We start from the raw sequence: 15,224 nt of genomic DNA on the forward strand, positions 1-15,224 counted from the left end.
CGCGGCGGCCCAGCTAAGAAACAGACAGGGCTGTTGGTTTCTGATATCGTCCCTCCAGCCGCTGCGAAGGGACTCAGATGGAGAGCACGACGAAGAACCGCCAACCTGTCTCGGTGCTGCGGACGCTCATTGAGCGTGCGTACGGTGCCGGGCAGGTTCCCGAGGGTGATGACTTCGCCCACGAGATCACCGAGGGCTGGTTCAACGTCGCCTACCGGATCGTGTTGCGGGACGGCCAGCAGGTGGTGCTGAAGATCGCGCCGCCGGCCGAGATCCCGGTGCTCACCCGGGAGGTCGGGATGATGCGCGCCGAGCTCGAGGCGATGCGGCTGGTCTCGACGCAGACGTCCGTCCCGGTGCCCAGGGTGGACTATGTCGACCTCTCGCATGACGTGGTCGACGCGGACCTGTTCTTCATGGAGTACGTCGTCGCGGACAACTTCGGGCTCTCGGCGGACGCCGGGCGGCTGAGCCCAGAGGTGGTCGCGGCGGGGAACCGCGAGCTCGGTGCCCTCAACCGGGAGATCAACACCGTTGTCGGCCCCCACTTCGGCCCGCTTCTCGGTGCGGGGTCCGCAACGTGGCGCGAGGCGTTCACGACCATGGTCGTCGACACCCTCGACGACGGTGAGCGCGTCGGCATCGACCTCGGGTGGGAGCCCGACCAGATCCGGGCCGTGCTCGCGGAGAACTCCGACGCCCTCGACGAGGTCACGGTTCCGCAGCTGGTGGAGGTCGATCTGTGGGCGAAGAACTCGATGATCCGCGACGGCCGGATCGTAGCGATCCTCGATCACGAGCGCGCGGTCTACGGCGACCCCCTGATGGAGGCCGGCCTGACAGGGCTGGACATGCCCTTCTTCGGCGACCCGACGGAGTTCATGGCCGGCTTCGGACTCACCGAACTCACTCCGAACCAGCGGACGCGGCGGCGTCTGTACTCGCTCTACCTCGCCGTCATCATGGTCGTCGAGACGCGCTATCGCGGCCACACGGACACAGAGATCTACGACTTCGGCCGTCGTGAGCTCGACGCGTTGATGGCCACGTTCGGCCACACACGCTGAGCCGGTGGTGAGCGTATCGGACCGCAACGACAGCGCTGAGAATCTCGGCACCCGCCCCATCGGGCGCCTGCTGTGGTGGACCTGCTCCCAGACCACCCTCTCCGTCGGCGTCTACGGCATCTACGCACTCACCAACGCGTGGTTCGTCGCCCGCGGTGTCGGTGAGACCGCCCTCGCCGCCGTCAACCTGGTGGCACCACTTCTGCTGCTCCTGGGGGCGGTCTCTACCACGGTCGGGGTCGGCGGCGCGTCCCTGGTCTCGCGCAGCCTCGGCGCTCGGCGGCCCGACCTCGCCGCACGCGCCGCGGGCAACTCCTTCGCGATCTTCTGGGCGACGGCGGTGACCGTCACGGTCGTCGGGCTGGCGTTCCTCGACCCCCTCTTGCGTCTCGTCGGTGCGACCGACGAGACACTGCCGTACGCCCGGCCGTACGCGATGGTGATCATCGCAGGGGCGATCTTCTCCACCGGGTTCTCCGCCCTGGTCCGCGCCGAGGGACGGTTGCTGTTCTCGACCATGCTGTGGGTCGTGCCGGTGCTCGTGCAGATCATCCTCGACCCGCTGCTGATCTTCGGACTCGATCTGGGCGTCGTCGGGGCGGGCCTGGGGACGGTCGGCGGCCAAGCAGTCTCGGCGGGAATGGCCGTCTGGTTCTTCTTCGTCCAGCGGCGTCGCCCCTATCGGATCCGGCTCAAGGAACTGCTCCCTCACGGACCCACGGTGCGGTCGGTCCTCTCGGTGGGGGCGCCGTCGTTCCTCGCCGGGTTCGGTGCCACCCTCCTCGTCGTGCTGGTCAACACGACTCTGGCCGCCGCAGGCGCCGCCGTGATCGCGGCGTACGCCGTGTGCGCCCGCGTCCAGACGTTCGTATCGATGCCGCAGATCGGCATCACCCAAGGAGCCCAGCCGATCATCAGCTTCAACGCGGGCCGGCAGCATCCCGAGCGGGTTCACCGCACCCGCACGCTCGCGTTGCGTGCCACCGCCGTCTATGGCGCGGTGGGGGCCGGCGTCATCGCGCTGGCCGCGCGGCCGATCGTCGGACTGTTCCTCACGGACCCGGAAACCGTCGAGGTCGCCATCACCGGGTTGCGGATCATCGCCGTGGGATTTGTCTTCGCGGGCGTTCCACCGCTGATTTCCGCATACTTCCAAGCACTGGGCAGTCCCGCACCGTCGTACCTGATCTCGGTCGGCACACTATTGCTCCTCAAAGTGCCGCTGGTGCTCCTGCTCGGCCACGTCGACCCGCTGGGGATCTGGATCGCTCTCCCCGCGGGCGAAGTGCTGGCGGCGGTGGCGGCAGTCATCGTGCTGCGCAGCCGTACATCGGCCCTGGTTCGGGGCCGGGCATGAACACCGAGGACCGCTGGTCCGCCACACCGCCGTCGCGGACCTACCCGAAGGGGGACCGGCGCCGTACCCAGATCGTTCGGGCAGCGTTCAGCGCCTTCTCGGCCGACGGATATCGGGGGGCGAGCATGGTGCAGATCGCCGCTGCGTGTGGCGTGTCCCGCGCCGGCCTCCTGCACCACTTCCCGTCGAAGGAGTTGCTGCTGGCCGCGGTGCTGGCCGAACGCGATCGCATCAACGGCGAGCTGTTCTTCGCCGGGATGGCCGCTCCCGGCGCCGACGGCCTCGACTATTTTCGCCGCCTCCTGCGCGTCATCGAACACAATGCGAGCCAGCGCGAGATCGTGCGCCTGTTCGCGACACTCTCCACGGAGGCGGCGGACCCTGCCCACCCCGCCCACGCCTACTTCGCCAATCGCTACCGGTGGCTGCGTGCCGACATCGCCGACGCCTTGGCCGACCTCGCCGGCCGCGGACTGCTACGAGATCAGATCGACCTCGCCGGTGCCGCCACCGATCTCGTCGCGCTCATCGACGGGCTGCAAATCCAGTGGTTGCTCGACGCCGACAGCGTCGATATCCCGACACGCGTTCGGGCTCGCCTCGAGGAACTGCTCACCTCGACGCTCGACAGCTGATGAGCGCGCCTTCAAGACGCCCCGCGCCAACGAGATGCTCGTGGCGGTGGCCCTCGCCGTCGGCGACCGGCCGCTCCCCGCGTGACAAGCCCTGACGGGGTAAGGATGGCGGTCGGTTCAGCTTCTTGCCGCTGCCTCGGACATCTTCGGCGCCAGTCGGTCGGCGGCCCATACCAGGCTCAGTGGCGAGGGAAAGGCGAGTGCGAAGGGGACGCCTTCGGGTTTGGTGACGATGACCACCGCGCCTCGCTGGACCGCCGGGAGGGAGGTCCAGAGTTTGCGTTTGGTCAGCTCAGGCATCTGGTCGGCCGTGTCCGGGATCGCCCAGAGCACGTCGGCGTCGAGATCGGACATGTTCTCCCAGCTCAGCTCGGCCTTGCCGCCGTCGCACTCGACACTCTGCGCGTACTCGCTGAGCTTCATTCCGAAGCCGGTCATAACCCGACCGAGATTGTCTTGTTCGGAGCACAAGATCCACACACCGTCAGCCGACGGCGAGATGACGGCGTTGAAGGTCTTCCCTTCGAAGATCGGGTTGTTCGACCGGGTCTTGGCCAGTGTCGCCTCCGCCGTGGCGACGGCGGCATCCCCGGCATCGACGCGCCCTACCGCGCGGGCGATCTTGCGGGTGGAATCTCTCCAGTCGTCGGAGTTGGCGACCGTGTCGTAGTGCACGACCGGCGCGATCTCGGCGAGCTTGCCGTAGATCGGCTTGGTGAGACCGAAGAAGGCTGTGCCCACGATCAAGTCCGGATCGGTGGCCGCGATCGCCTCGATGTTGAGCTCGGTCGTCGACGCCTCGACCTTGGGTGTGCCCTCGGGATACAACCCCACCTGCCACGGGTAGATGCTCGTACCGCCGGTCGCCGCGTCGGTCTGCGGCATCGACGGCACCGCGATCGGCACGATGCCGACCGCCAGAAGCATGTCGGCGTCGGTCGTCGACAGTGCGAAGACCCGCTCGGGCCGGCTCTCGATCGTCGCATCACCGAACGCGCCGGTCGTCGTGACGCTCGACCAGCCGGCGTCCCCAGGTGTCGTCTCAGGGGACGATGCGGTGCCGGATGTCGAGCAGGCGGAGAGCAGGAGCGCGATGACCAGGAAGGTCACCGCCACCAGGGATCGAGGTTGTGGCGCTGTGCGAGTCATCGACGTGACACTTTCGTTCGGTTTGTGGCGTCGCCGGAATACATCTGCCGGGACCGAGCACCGAACTTAGCCCCACCTTACTTTCTGCGGTATCGTCATCAGTCGACTCATAATTGTGATTGTCGGACAGCAAATGTCGTCTGGTGACGATCCGAGCCGCTCGAGAGGGGGATTCTGGCGGTGAGTGTTCCCCCACGGACGTGGACAGAAGTTTCTGCTTTTCGTCACGAACTCGCCAGGTCGGTGTCGTTCCCGGACCATCGGCATGACGAGCACCAGTTGATGTGGGCTACCCGCGGCAGCGCCATGATCTCGTCCGCACTGGGGGCCTGGATGATCGCACCAGGTGCCGCCATCTGGATGCCCGCCGACGTCACCCACACGATGTCGATGACTGCGCCCGCCGAGTTCCACAGCCTCTACCTCTACCCCGAGGTGGGGCCGATCGGGCACCGCTGGACCCGATCGCACTCCCTGCTCGTCGACGATGTCCTCGCCGCCATGATCAGGCGGCTGGAGTCACGCGAACTCACCGACTCCCAGCGGGGCCGGACCACTGCCGTGCTTCTTGACCTACTCGAGGAGTCGCCCGTCAGCGGAGCCACCCTGCCGCTGCCCCGCGACAACCGCGCCGCGATTGTCGCAGCAGCGCTGCTGGAAGATCCCTCCGACCGACGTGAGCTGCGCGACTGGGCCGACGAGCTCGGCGTCAGCACAAAGACCCTCGCACGCGCCTTTCAGAGCGAGACCGCACTCACCTTCAGCGCTTGGCGTAGCCGTGCCCGGATCAGCGCATCCCTGGCTCCCCTCGGCGCTGGCGCGCAGGTGGACCAACTCGCCGGCGACGTCGGCTACCAGACGTCGTCTTCCTTCATCGTCGCTTTCCGGGCCCAGATCGGCATCAGCCCCGGCGCGTACGCACGACGCGCCTCATCGAACCCGACGACGAGCAGCGTCGACCCACCCGACCAGCGCCTCTAGGAATCGAAACCGAGCACGGCATTGCGGGCAATATGATCATGGATCGGGCTCGAAACTCGCCTCCACGTCCTTCTCCCGACTCATCGCTCAGAGTAAGCCGACGGAGTCACTGGAGTCGGAGCCAACAGCGAGGCCCGCCGGTCAGCGTCCGGTCAACGAATCCTCGGGTCCGACCGTCAACTACTCCCCATCGAGCCCAAGTCGGCTGAGAGCCAGCGTTCAGGCGTCATCTGGATCAGGTGCTCATGCCGGGCGAATTCGATGTAAGGCCCGACCTGATCTGCCGGCAGATACCGACATGCCATCTGTCCGACCTCGTCCTCAGTTGACGGCCTCATGTCAGTCACCCGCCCCTCGACGCTGACATACCGCGTGGTCGGGGTCGTCCGTTGGACAAGAAGCGTGAATCGACCAGAACTCTCGATGAGCTTCGCTTTGCGCGATTCCGGCGGCGTGAGGATCCAGACCAAACCGCCGGGCGCGTACTGGTACCAGATCGGAACTGTAAGTGGCCCCCGGTTTGGGCCTGCAGTAACGGACAGCGCGGCGACGTGGGGCTCGGCTAGAAACTGCTGGCGCTCATGGGCGGAGAGAGGCATGTCTCTGACCATATGCACGACCACCGACATCCACGTATTGCTGCGGGGTCTGACGGGTGTGCGTCAGCTTCGTAGTTGGGACCGCAGGAGCTATGAGTAACCCGGGCAGTTCGCATACTGGTCGTCTTTGGCCCGCGGGCGCGAGACGTACGGGCCTTACGCCTCGCCGCCGATCATCTTTGGCCCATGGGCGCAAGACGTACGGGCCCCACAAGGGCTGGGCTCGCTAGGGAGTCCGTGTGTCAAGAAGCCGGAGCAACCGAGGGGCAAACTCGACATGATGTGAAAGCTCGCTGAGCTCGACGGCGGTCACAAGGACACCCTGCTCGGCGGCCAGCGCAGCGAGATAGCGCCAATAGTCGCGCTCCATGTCCTCGGCGGTCAGTCCATCGAACGGCTCATCAGGACCGACCGTTGCCCGAGCGTGGGTTTCGAGCTCATCGACCGATACAGTCCCCCACGGCGTCGAGCCGCCGAAGCCGCGATCGCGGAGAAGAACCACCGACCGCCCGCCTTCGATTTCCAGCTCGTGCAGCAGCGTCACGTCAACGCTGGACGTCGGATGGTTGCTCGCAGTATCGACGCGAGTGATCCGCCTCACCAGGGCTTCGGCAGCCATCTTGTACACCACTTTCTCACTATCTTGTCGGATTCCTCGGTGCTCGCCGGCCATCGCCGTTCGGTTTACGTGCGGCCCTGATCCGCGTCCTGGACGGGACCGGCTACCGGAGATGAGCTCCATGAGCCGCTGCGGCCCAGAGCGACGTCAGCTGTCGATGCGGCGGGTAGCGAGCCAGCGGACGGTGGCGGGGTCTTGGTGGTTGAAGAGCCGGGAGGTGCCTTCATCGAGGGTGGCGATCTGGTTCATGTCGTCATCGCTAAGAGCAAAGTCGAACACGTTGAGGTTCTCGGCCATGCGGTCGGGGTTGGCCGATTTGGGGATGACGACGACGCCGCGTTGGATCATCCAGCGGAGGGTGATCTGGGCGACGGTCTTGCCGTGCTTGTCGGCGATGCCGAGGAGGAGGTCGTTGGTGAAGAGTCCGTCTTTGCCGTCGGCGAAGGGCCCCCAGGATTCGATCTGAACGCCGTGGTCGGTGAGGATTGCGTGGTCGGCGATGCGTTGGTGGTACGGGTTCGTTTCGATCTGGTTGACAGCTGGTGTGATGGTGTTGTTGAGGCACAGGTCGATGAGCCGGTCGGACGGCAGGTTCGACACACCGATCGCGCGGGCACGGCCGTCCTTGTTGATCTTCTCCATCGCCCGCCACTGGCCGTAATAGTCACCGAAGGGCTGGTGGATGAGATACAGGTCGAGGTAGTCCAGCCCGAGCTTGCGGAGCGAGGCGTCGAACGCGCCGAGGGTGTTGGCTTCGGCGGGGGCGTCTTGCACCCACAGCTTGGTAGTGATGAACAGCTGGTCGCGGGGGATGCCTGAGTTCGCGATCGCTGCGCCGACGGCTTCCTCGTTCTCGTACGCGGCGGCGGTGTCGATAGATCGGTAGCCGGCGGCGAGAGCCGCGGCGACCGCTTCCTCGGTGTGTGCGGGGTCGATCTGGTAGACGCCGTAGCCGAGGATCGGCATCTCGACGCCGTTGTTGAGCGTGACGGTCTGCATGAGGTGTGTCTTTCGGTGGAGGGAAGGGCTTGCTGAACAGATCAGAGGTGGGCTACCAGACGGGGCGGTCGCCGTCGGTGCTGGGTTTGTTCACGCCGAGGTTCTCCCGGATGTGCGTGTCCGGGTTCGCCACGAGGTCGGCGACCAGCGCGGCGACGCTTCTGCGTGACACGGTGGTGCCGCGGAAGGGCTCGTCGCGTCGGGTGGTCTGGTAGTTGATCTCGTCGGCGTCGGACAGCCACGCCGGCCGCAGCACGGTGTAGTCCAGTGTCGACGCCTCGACGGTGTCGGAGGCGGCGGCATAGGTATCGAGAGTGGCTTCGCCGATGGTGTCGCGGTTCCAGCGGCCGAACGCGCCGGGCACCTCGCGGTAGATGCCGAGCGCGGTGACGAAGATCAGGCGCTGCACGCCCTCGGCCTGCATCGTCTCGACAACGGCCTGGGCTTGCCGGTCGATGTCACCGGCAAGGTTGGCGTACACCACGTCTTGTCCGCGGACCGCCTGGGCGAGAGTCACGCGGTCGTTGACGTCACCCTGGATCACGGCCGCACCCTCGGGGACGGCGTGGATGCGGCTGGTGTCGCGAGCGAACAGGGTGAGCGTTTCGCCTTGATCGGCCAGCAACGGGATGGCGTGGCGGGCGATCTGCCCGGAGGCGCCGAGGACTAATACCTTGGTGATGAGGGATCTCCTGTCAAAAGGGCTGGATGAGAGTCAGGTTGATCAGAGGTTCTTGGTGAAGAACGGGACGAGCTTCGCCATCGCCTGGGCGACCGGCTCCGGCTTGTCGTACAGGTCGTAGTGCGACCAGCCATCGATGACGACGAGTTCCTTCTGCTGGGAGCGGGCTCGGCGCACGATCTCGTGGCCGTCACGGTACGCGCCGAAGCCGCCGGGCACGCTGCCCACGATCACCAACAGCGGTTGGGTGAGCAGTTCTTCGGCGAGGTGGAACGCATCCCAGCCGTAGCCGGATCCCAGGTGAGAGCGCAGGGTCTGGTTGCGACCGTGAGGCTTGGCCCCGCGATCGGTCTTGTAGTAGTCGGTCGCGCCCAGGAAGTCGGCGACGTGGCGGAAGTCTTCGATTCGCAGGGTCGGGTCCTCGATTGCGCGAGGGTCACCGCCGGAGGCACCTTGGAAGCTCGCGTCGAACGCGACGGCGACGAAGCCCTGTTCGGCCAGCCGGGCGGAGAAGATCTCACCCGAGGTCTGCTCCTTGCAGGAGCCGATCGGGTGGGCCACCACAATCGTCGGGAACTGACGATCTGGATCGAAGTGCGGCGGGAGGTAGATGTCTGCCGCGATCTCCCAGAACATGTCGCGGTTCTTGAACGTGACGTGCTCGATGCTCGGCATGGGCTAACTCCTTCGGGAGAGTCGGGAAACGCTGTTCGCGCGGTCGAGACCGGTGCGCTTTCCACGGTATGGACCTGGCGAGGAACAAGGCATGTGCTGGTGACCCACCCCAACGCGCCCGCCGTCGGTCGGGTATCTAGGCGTGGCCGGGTGTTGTGCCTGCGTCGAGTTGCGCCGAGTCGTCAGGACGGGCCCGGCGCGTGGCGGTCCAGCTGCCCAGTAGCCGTAGCGCGTCCTCGGCCGGCGAGCCCGGCACGGGCAGGAACGTCACCATCTGCAGGCCCCGGGTACCGGGCAACTCCAACGCCTCGTACTCCAGGGCGAGCTCCCCCACCTCTGGATGACGGATGCGCTTCCTCCCACGACGGTGGGCCGAGACGTTCCGCGTCGCCCACTTCGCACGGAAGTCCACGCTCGCCGTCGAGAGCTGACCGATCAGCTCCACGAGCGACTTCGTGCGCGGGGTGCGGGCCGATGCCGCTTGCAGCATCGCGACCGCATCGTCGGCGACCGCGTTCCAGTCGGGGAACATCTCGTGGCTACTCTCCTGAAGGAACAGGTAGCAGGCCATGTTCGCGACGCGGGGCCCACGGTGGTGGGCGTAGACGTCGGCGTACAGCGCGCGTCCGAGGGCGTTGGTGGCGAGCAGGTCGAGCCGGGCGTTTTGGATCATGGCCGGCAGGTCCGGCATCGCATCCAGCATCCGCTGCACATTCGGCGGCACCCGACCCGACGCCATCGGACGGCGGGGACGTAATCGCGCTGCGTACGCCAGGTCGATCAGATGCTGCCGCTCGACGTCATCCAACTGGAGGGCCGAAGCGATCGCCTCCAAGATCTCTTCCGAGGCCCGGGCGATATCGCCTCGTTCGATCTGCGCGTAGTACTCCGTACTTACACCGGCCAGGACGGCGACCTCCTCACGACGCAGCCCACTCACCCGGCGTCTCCCACCGCCGGCCGGCAGCCCGGCCTGCTCCGGTGTCACCCGGGCCCGCCTCGACATCAAGAAATCCCTGACCTGCCGCGACCCCTCCATGACCCCAGGCTACGAAGCCGACCGCTGACCAACCAGGCACCAGCAACCACCCATGGGCAAAGGCGAAGAGCGCGTCCAAGTCCAAGTCGGAACTCGTGACCTCCTCCTCCGGAAACGAAAGGAAGACCACGTTCCACAAGCCGTCCGCTCTAGGACCCGATCGGCCCTGCGTCAGGCCACAGGCGCAGGGTTTCGCCCCAAGACCTGCCCGCGAAAAGCCTACGTCCGGCCACGAGCGGCGTCCAGCAAGGGACCAGTGAACGCGACTCGCGGCGACATAGTGAATTCGACATCTGTAGAGTCAGGATCGATACCGGAGGGAGCGGTCGGTGACTTCGTCCGTAGAGGCCCAAAGGGCTGTCGACCGGCTCGCGGCTGCAGCGAATCTGTCGGTGCTGGTGGAGGACGTTCGGCAACGTCCGATGTGGTGGAGCACGCGTGGTGCGGTGGACCCGAGTCGGGCATCGACGATCCTCGATCGCCGGGTTGATCCGCTGGCCGCCGAAGTGATCCCCCGTTTCGGCATCCGGGAAGCGGAAGGTCCGGTGCGCACGCCGGACCTGCCGGATCGTGGAATGTTGGCCCGATGGTGCATGCCCGCTCGCCACCAAGGCCGCCTGATGGGCTACGTCTGGGTCCTAGATCCCGATGATGCGCTCGGCCGGGCCGGGCTGCTACCGGTGTTGATCGAGTGTGCGGAGATCGCCGGCGACGCGCTGGCGGCGGTCGCGAGCGCGGAGCTGGATCGACGACTGCGCCGCGACGAGCTGATCGGCATGCTGCTGACCCGGTCCGACCCAGACGCTGCCGCCGAACTGGCTCGGATCGAGCATCTGCCCCACGATGTTGCGGTCCAGGTGGAAGCTCCCGCGCGTGCCGGTGGCTGGCGGCTGCCGGGCGCGATGAGCGCGCACGTCGTACGACGTCGTCCCCGGCCTGCCACCAGCGGGGACCCACTGCCGCTGGCCGACCTCAAGGTGGCCGCGGACCGGGCGCTGGCAGTGGTTCGGGTCATCGCGGCCGGTGCGACGCTCAAGGCGCCCACCTGGAACTGCCTGGGCGGGTGGCGGCTCGTCGTGGCCGCGCCGCCGGAGCTGGCGGTGTCGGCGGTACACCCGGCCGTCGAGGTGCTGCGCACGCAACCGAGGGACGATCTCCTGGTCACCGCTCGAGTGGTGCTGGACCATGGCGCAGACGTGGCCGTGGCCGCGGCCGATCTCCACCTGCATCGGACGACGCTGTACTACCGGCTGGAGCGGATCCAGCAGTTGACCGGGGTCAGACTGTTGGGTGGCGGTGAGACCGCCGACCTTCACCTGGCTCTGTGGCTCGACGCCTATCGCCGGGTCGCCGACTGACCGTCAGATCAGCAATTGCGGTTGGGCGACCTTGCCGTCGAACCGGTTCAAGGTGAATGCGGTGAGGTCGCGTTCCGTCCGTCCGGTCGTGGCCAGGTCGGCGGCGGTCGCCCCGAGGGCCGGGCCGAGGGTGAAGCCATGACCGCACAGGCCGGTGATGGTGACCAGGCCGGCCGGGCCGGGGGCGTCGATGATCGGCAGTCCGTCCGGGGTCATGTCGACCAGTCCGCCCCAGGAGCGAGCACGCCGGGCGGTGCGCAGGGCCGGGATGACGGTGGCCAGCCGGGCCAGCGACGCATCGACGAGGGGGAGGTCGACGGTCGGCTCCGGCGAGGTGTCGGGAATGAGCGCCGGGTGGATCACCTTGCGGTGCCGGATCTGCTGTCCGATCCGTCGCCAGTCCAGCCGCAGTCCGATCGACTTGCGGAACGACCAGGCTCGCGGGGCCCAGTGGCGCAGACCGTCCAGATCGGACAGTGAGACGCCGTGCCGGACCCGGGCGTTCAGTCCTGCGCTGACCACGACCTGACCGTTGGGGCGTTGTCGGGCGCCGAACCCGAACGCGCGCAGGGTGGCGGCGAACAACGGCTCGACCGGTTCGGTCTCCAGCTCGGACATGACCACGGGCATGATCGGCACCCGCAACCCGACTGTCCGGGCCAGGTACGGGGTCCAGACCCCGCCGGCGAGCACGACAGCGCCCGCATGGATCGGCCCGTTCGCGGTGTCGACGCCGCGGATTCGACCGCCGGTCTCGATCAGCCGGGTCGCCTTGGCTCCGTAGCGGAGGTCGGCGCCGTGCCGTTCGGCTCGGGCGGCGAAGTGTGCGGTGCCCTGGTCAGGCTGGCACTGGGCGTCGGTCGGGCTCCACATCGCGCCGAGGAAATCCCCGGTTGCGGCGGGGACGTGCTCGCGTACCTGATCGGGGGTGAGCAGTTCCACGCTGTCGAACCCGACCCGGCGGGCCTCGTCAACCAGGGCGGTGAGCAGGGTCGCCTCCTCGGGTCGGGTCTGCAGGTAGAGATTGCCGCCGCGGACCAGCTCGAAGTCACCGTCCTGGGCTGCGGCGTGCCAGCGGTCCAGCGCTTCGCGGGCCAACGCCAGCTCCGATCCGTGGCGCCCCTGAACTCGCAGCGAACCCTGAGCCCGACCGGACCCCTCACGGGCCGGACCGGACTCCTTCTCCAGCAGCACGACCTTGGCTCCACGTTCGGCCAGTTCGGCGGCCGCACAGACTCCGACGATGCCGGCGCCGACCACCACCACGTCCGCCGTTCCGGGGTTCATCGGCGGGCGTCCAGTCGGCGCAGTGCGGCCTCGTCGACGTCCACGCCGAGACCTGGACCGGTCGGCACGGCAATGGCCGAACCGATCACCTCGACCTGCGGGGTGGCGATCACCTGCCGGTACTTCAGCGGGCCCATCAGGTACGCGGGGTAGGCCAGCCGCGGCAGCGCCGCGGCGAGGTGCAGACCCATGGCCGTGGCGATGCCCATCTCGATGACGCTGCCGACCATCAGCCCCAGGCCGGCCGCGTCGGCGACCTGCGCGGCCTGCCGGGCGGCGGTCGGACCGCCGAGCTTGGAGTGCCCGAGGTTGATCACGGTTGCCGTGCGATCGGCAGCCAGCCGGGCCGCGTCGGTGACCGTCCGCACCGACTCGTCGGCGCAGATGTCGACCCGTAGCTGCCCGACCAGGGTGGTCAAAAGGCCGGTGGACTGCACCGGGAGCGGCTGCTCGAGCATCGACAACCCGATCTCGGGCACCCGGGGCAACGCCCGGACCAGATCGCTGGGCTGCCACATGCCGTTGACGTCGACGAACAGCGCGATCTCGGGGCCGATGGCATCGCGGATCGCCTGCAGCCGGTCCAGGTCGGCGCCCAGTTCGCCGCGGCCCGCGTAGGTCTTGATCGAGGTGTAGGTCGCGGCCTGCTCGACGGCGAGGTCGGCCATGGCCGCCGGGTCCTCGTCCCAGCCGACCGAGCCGTGCACCGCGACTCGGTCCCGGAAGGCACCGCCGAGCAGCGTGGACACCGGCACACCAAGCGCGCGGCCGGCCAGGTCGTACAGCGCGGTATCGATGGCGGTCACGGTGAACGGCGCGAACTTCAGCACCCGGGCCACGTCGGCCAGCAGCGGCACATGCTGCATCGGGTCGCGGCCGATGAGTACCGGCGCGACCCGCTCGGCGATCAGCTCGACGATCGAGTGCTGGGTCTCGGAGGTGAACGCCGGAACCGGACACGCCTCCCCATAGCCCACCGCACCGTCGTCGGTCCGGATGATCACGACCACGTTCGGCGAGGTGGTGCGGTCGGTGGTGCCGAACCGGAACGTCTGAGCGAAAGTCGCCTTCAGCGGGATGGCTTCGACCGCGGTGATCTTCACGCCGCCTCCGTTCGGTAGAAGTTGGCCGTGGACGGGGCGAGCGCCGGCCGGCCGAGGATGGCGTCGGACAGCTTCTCGGCAATCATCATGGTCGGCGCGTTGAGGTTGCAGGTCGGGACTCGGGGCATGATCGAGGCGTCGACCACGCGGAGCCGGCCGACCGTGTGGACCCGGCCCTGCTGGTCGACCACCGAGTCGTCGCCGGTACCCATCCGGCAGCTTCCCGACGGGTGGTAGGAGGTGCCGAGCTTGGCCCGGACAAAGGCCTCGAGATCGGCATCACTCCGGCAGTCCGAGCCGGGATGGAGCTCGCCCTTGTTGTAGCGGGCGAAGGCCGGCTGAGAGACGACACCACGGATCAGCCGAATCGCTGCCACCAGATCGAGCAGGTCCTGCCGCTGCGCCAGATGATTGAACACGATCGACGGCGCCGCGGCCGGATCGGAGGAACGCAGAGTGACCGAACCCCGGCTGAGCGGCCGGGACAGATCCATCCAGAACTGGAACCCCGGGACTGGCACAAGCCTGCGGCCGACCAGCTTGCGGGTCAACGGGAGGAACTCGTACTGCACGTTGGGGAACGGCTGCGACTCATCCGTCCGCAGGAACGCGCCCGCTTCGAAGAAGTTGCTCGCCCCCAGACCCCGCCGCAGCACCGCCCACTGCGCGGCCAGCTTGACCTGACCGATCGGCCCGACCTGGCTGGTCAGCGAGTCGGCGTCATCGACCGACCACTGCACGTCGACGCCGGGATGGTTCTCCAGACTCCGACCCACCGCCGGCAGCTCACTGACCATCTCGATGCCGTGCCGGCGCAATTCCTCCCCCGGCCCGATTCCCGACAGCAGCAGCAGCTTGGGCGAGTTGAACGCGCCGGCCGAGACGATCACCTCGCGGTGGGCGTGCACGACGTTGGTCCGGCTGCCGTCGGCGTACCCGATCCCGGTAGCCACGCCGCCGCTCACGACAATCTTGGTGACCTGGGTCCGGGTCAACAGGTGCAGGTTCGGCCGCCGAATGGCCGGCCGCAGGAAGCCGCGCGCGGTGCTCCAGCGCAATCCCCGGTGGATCGACGACTGGGCGATGTGCAGTCCTTCCTGGCGAAAGCCGTTATGGTCCGACGCCACCTGTTGGCCGGCCTGCTCCCCGCTGATCAGGAACGCGTCGTACAGCTGGTGCTCGGCCGCGCATCGACTGACCTGCATCGGCCCCGAGTCGCCGCGCCACTCGTTCCCGCCCTCGGCGAAGGTCTCCATCTTGCGGAAGTAGGGCAGACAGTGGGCGTAGTCCCAATCCGGTAAGCCCTGCGCAGCCCAACCCTCATAGTCCAGCGGATTGCCCCGGTTGAAGATCATCGCATTGATCGACGAGGTGCCGCCCAGCACCTTGCCTTGCTTCTCCTCAGTACTGCGGCCAGACAGCTCCGGCTCCGGGCCGGCCCGAAAGCCCCACTGGATGCCGGCGTTCTGATAGGCGAACGGCAGCGCCGCAGGCATGATCAACTCCGGTCGCCGGTCGGTACCGCCGGCCTCGACCAGCAGCACCTGCACCGTCGGGTCCTCACTCAGCCGGGAGGCCACGATGCAGCCGGCCGAGCCGGCCCCGATCACCACGTAGTCATAGGTAGGACTCACGGGCAGCAGCCTAGGAATCCGCGGTCGGCGCCTGCTCCGG

The 15,224-nt window shown here is 67.6% G+C and carries 15 protein-coding genes; 5 read left to right on the forward strand and 10 right to left on the reverse strand.

From position 1 onward, the window contains the following. Positions 1–77 precede the first annotated feature (77 nt). From MLP_RS19625 to MLP_RS19635, 3 genes are read left to right on the forward strand one after another with little or no spacing between them, the layout of a single operon-like run. The gene (locus MLP_RS19625; RefSeq protein ID WP_013864916.1) at positions 78–1,067 is read left to right on the forward strand and encodes a phosphotransferase family protein; all 990 of its coding nucleotides are present in this window, start codon (positions 78–80) and stop codon (positions 1,065–1,067) included. Between the two features lie 4 nt (positions 1,068–1,071). Then, entirely contained in the window at positions 1,072–2,424 is a 1,353-nt protein-coding gene (locus MLP_RS19630) for an MATE family efflux transporter (RefSeq protein WP_013864917.1), read from the forward strand. Next, positions 2,421–3,059, forward strand: a complete 639-nt coding sequence (locus MLP_RS19635) for a TetR/AcrR family transcriptional regulator (protein WP_013864918.1) — start codon at positions 2,421–2,423, stop codon at positions 3,057–3,059. The genes MLP_RS19630 and MLP_RS19635 overlap by 4 nt, the downstream gene beginning before the upstream one ends. A gap of 117 nt (positions 3,060–3,176) precedes the next feature. On the opposite strand, the gene MLP_RS19640 is transcribed toward MLP_RS19635, so the two are convergent. Next, complete coding sequence (locus MLP_RS19640) at positions 3,177–4,208, reverse strand: ABC transporter substrate-binding protein (protein WP_041790327.1); 1,032 nt, start codon at positions 4,206–4,208, stop codon at positions 3,177–3,179. A gap of 243 nt (positions 4,209–4,451) precedes the next feature. Here MLP_RS19640 and MLP_RS19645 point away from each other — a divergent pair, with 243 nt between their 5' ends. Then, the gene (locus tag MLP_RS19645; RefSeq protein ID WP_013864920.1) at positions 4,452–5,189 is read left to right on the forward strand and encodes an AraC family transcriptional regulator; all 738 of its coding nucleotides are present in this window, start codon (positions 4,452–4,454) and stop codon (positions 5,187–5,189) included. A 176-nt stretch (positions 5,190–5,365) separates the two neighbouring features. On the opposite strand, the gene MLP_RS19650 is transcribed toward MLP_RS19645, so the two are convergent. The 6 genes from MLP_RS19650 to MLP_RS19675 all read right to left on the reverse strand — a co-directional run bounded on the left by MLP_RS19650 (position 5,366) and on the right by MLP_RS19675 (position 9,802). After that, a complete protein-coding gene (locus MLP_RS19650) occupies positions 5,366–5,818 on the reverse strand; it encodes a pyridoxamine 5'-phosphate oxidase family protein (protein ID WP_231851351.1) in 453 nt (150 codons plus the stop codon). A 196-nt stretch (positions 5,819–6,014) separates the two neighbouring features. Beyond that, positions 6,015–6,461 carry a hypothetical protein gene (locus MLP_RS19655; protein ID WP_156821232.1) on the reverse strand — a complete coding sequence of 149 codons (447 nt, stop codon included), beginning with the start codon at positions 6,459–6,461 and terminating at the stop codon, positions 6,015–6,017. A 93-nt stretch (positions 6,462–6,554) separates the two neighbouring features. Then, positions 6,555–7,406 carry an aldo/keto reductase gene (locus MLP_RS19660; protein WP_013864923.1) on the reverse strand — a complete coding sequence of 284 codons (852 nt, stop codon included), beginning with the start codon at positions 7,404–7,406 and terminating at the stop codon, positions 6,555–6,557. 52 nt (positions 7,407–7,458) lie between these two features. Next, complete coding sequence (locus MLP_RS19665; RefSeq protein ID WP_041790330.1) at positions 7,459–8,088, reverse strand: NAD(P)H-binding protein; 630 nt, start codon at positions 8,086–8,088, stop codon at positions 7,459–7,461. 42 nt (positions 8,089–8,130) lie between these two features. Beyond that, on the reverse strand, positions 8,131–8,763 hold the full coding sequence (locus MLP_RS19670; protein ID WP_013864925.1) for an alpha/beta hydrolase: 633 nt from the start codon (positions 8,761–8,763) through the stop codon (positions 8,131–8,133). A gap of 136 nt (positions 8,764–8,899) precedes the next feature. Continuing rightward, complete coding sequence (locus MLP_RS19675; RefSeq protein ID WP_013864926.1) at positions 8,900–9,802, reverse strand: helix-turn-helix transcriptional regulator; 903 nt, start codon at positions 9,800–9,802, stop codon at positions 8,900–8,902. Between the two features lie 329 nt (positions 9,803–10,131). On the opposite strand from MLP_RS19675, the gene MLP_RS19680 reads away from it, so the two are divergent. Next, positions 10,132–11,160 carry a helix-turn-helix domain-containing protein gene (locus MLP_RS19680; RefSeq protein WP_013864928.1) on the forward strand — a complete coding sequence of 343 codons (1,029 nt, stop codon included), beginning with the start codon at positions 10,132–10,134 and terminating at the stop codon, positions 11,158–11,160. A gap of 3 nt (positions 11,161–11,163) precedes the next feature. On the opposite strand, the gene MLP_RS19685 is transcribed toward MLP_RS19680, so the two are convergent. From MLP_RS19685 to MLP_RS19695, 3 genes are read right to left on the reverse strand one after another with little or no spacing between them, the layout of a single operon-like run. Next, a complete protein-coding gene (locus tag MLP_RS19685) occupies positions 11,164–12,447 on the reverse strand; it encodes an NAD(P)/FAD-dependent oxidoreductase (protein WP_013864929.1) in 1,284 nt (427 codons plus the stop codon). Continuing rightward, positions 12,444–13,550: a mandelate racemase/muconate lactonizing enzyme family protein gene (locus tag MLP_RS19690; protein ID WP_013864930.1), complete on the reverse strand. Its 1,107-nt coding sequence runs from the start codon at positions 13,548–13,550 to the stop codon at positions 12,444–12,446. Before MLP_RS19690 ends, MLP_RS19685 begins: the two co-directional genes overlap by 4 nt. Further along, positions 13,547–15,184 (reverse strand): choline dehydrogenase, encoded by a 1,638-nt coding sequence (locus tag MLP_RS19695; protein ID WP_013864931.1) that lies wholly within the window; start codon positions 15,182–15,184, stop codon positions 13,547–13,549. Before MLP_RS19695 ends, MLP_RS19690 begins: the two co-directional genes overlap by 4 nt. Between the last annotated feature and the right edge of the window lie 40 nt (positions 15,185–15,224).

This window comes from Microlunatus phosphovorus NM-1 (assembly GCF_000270245.1).
Classification (GTDB): Bacteria; Actinomycetota; Actinomycetes; order Propionibacteriales; family Propionibacteriaceae; genus Microlunatus; species Microlunatus phosphovorus.

Bases quoted from the DNA above. Each gene is read 5' to 3' on its own strand.
- MLP_RS19625 (WP_013864916.1), top strand. From the start codon at position 78: ATGGAGAGCACGACGAAGAACCGCCAACCTGTCTCGGTGCTGCGGACG.
- MLP_RS19635 (WP_013864918.1), top strand. From the start codon at position 2,421: ATGAACACCGAGGACCGCTGGTCCGCCACACCGCCGTCGCGGACCTAC.
- MLP_RS19640 (WP_041790327.1), bottom strand. From the start codon at position 4,208: ATGACTCGCACAGCGCCACAACCTCGATCCCTGGTGGCGGTGACCTTC.
- MLP_RS19650 (WP_231851351.1), bottom strand. From the start codon at position 5,818: ATGTCGGTGGTCGTGCATATGGTCAGAGACATGCCTCTCTCCGCCCAT.
- MLP_RS19655 (WP_156821232.1), bottom strand. From the start codon at position 6,461: ATGGCCGGCGAGCACCGAGGAATCCGACAAGATAGTGAGAAAGTGGTG.
- MLP_RS19660 (WP_013864923.1), bottom strand. From the start codon at position 7,406: ATGCAGACCGTCACGCTCAACAACGGCGTCGAGATGCCGATCCTCGGC.
- MLP_RS19670 (WP_013864925.1), bottom strand. From the start codon at position 8,763: ATGCCGAGCATCGAGCACGTCACGTTCAAGAACCGCGACATGTTCTGG.
- MLP_RS19675 (WP_013864926.1), bottom strand. From the start codon at position 9,802: ATGGAGGGGTCGCGGCAGGTCAGGGATTTCTTGATGTCGAGGCGGGCC.
- MLP_RS19685 (WP_013864929.1), bottom strand. From the start codon at position 12,447: ATGAACCCCGGAACGGCGGACGTGGTGGTGGTCGGCGCCGGCATCGTC.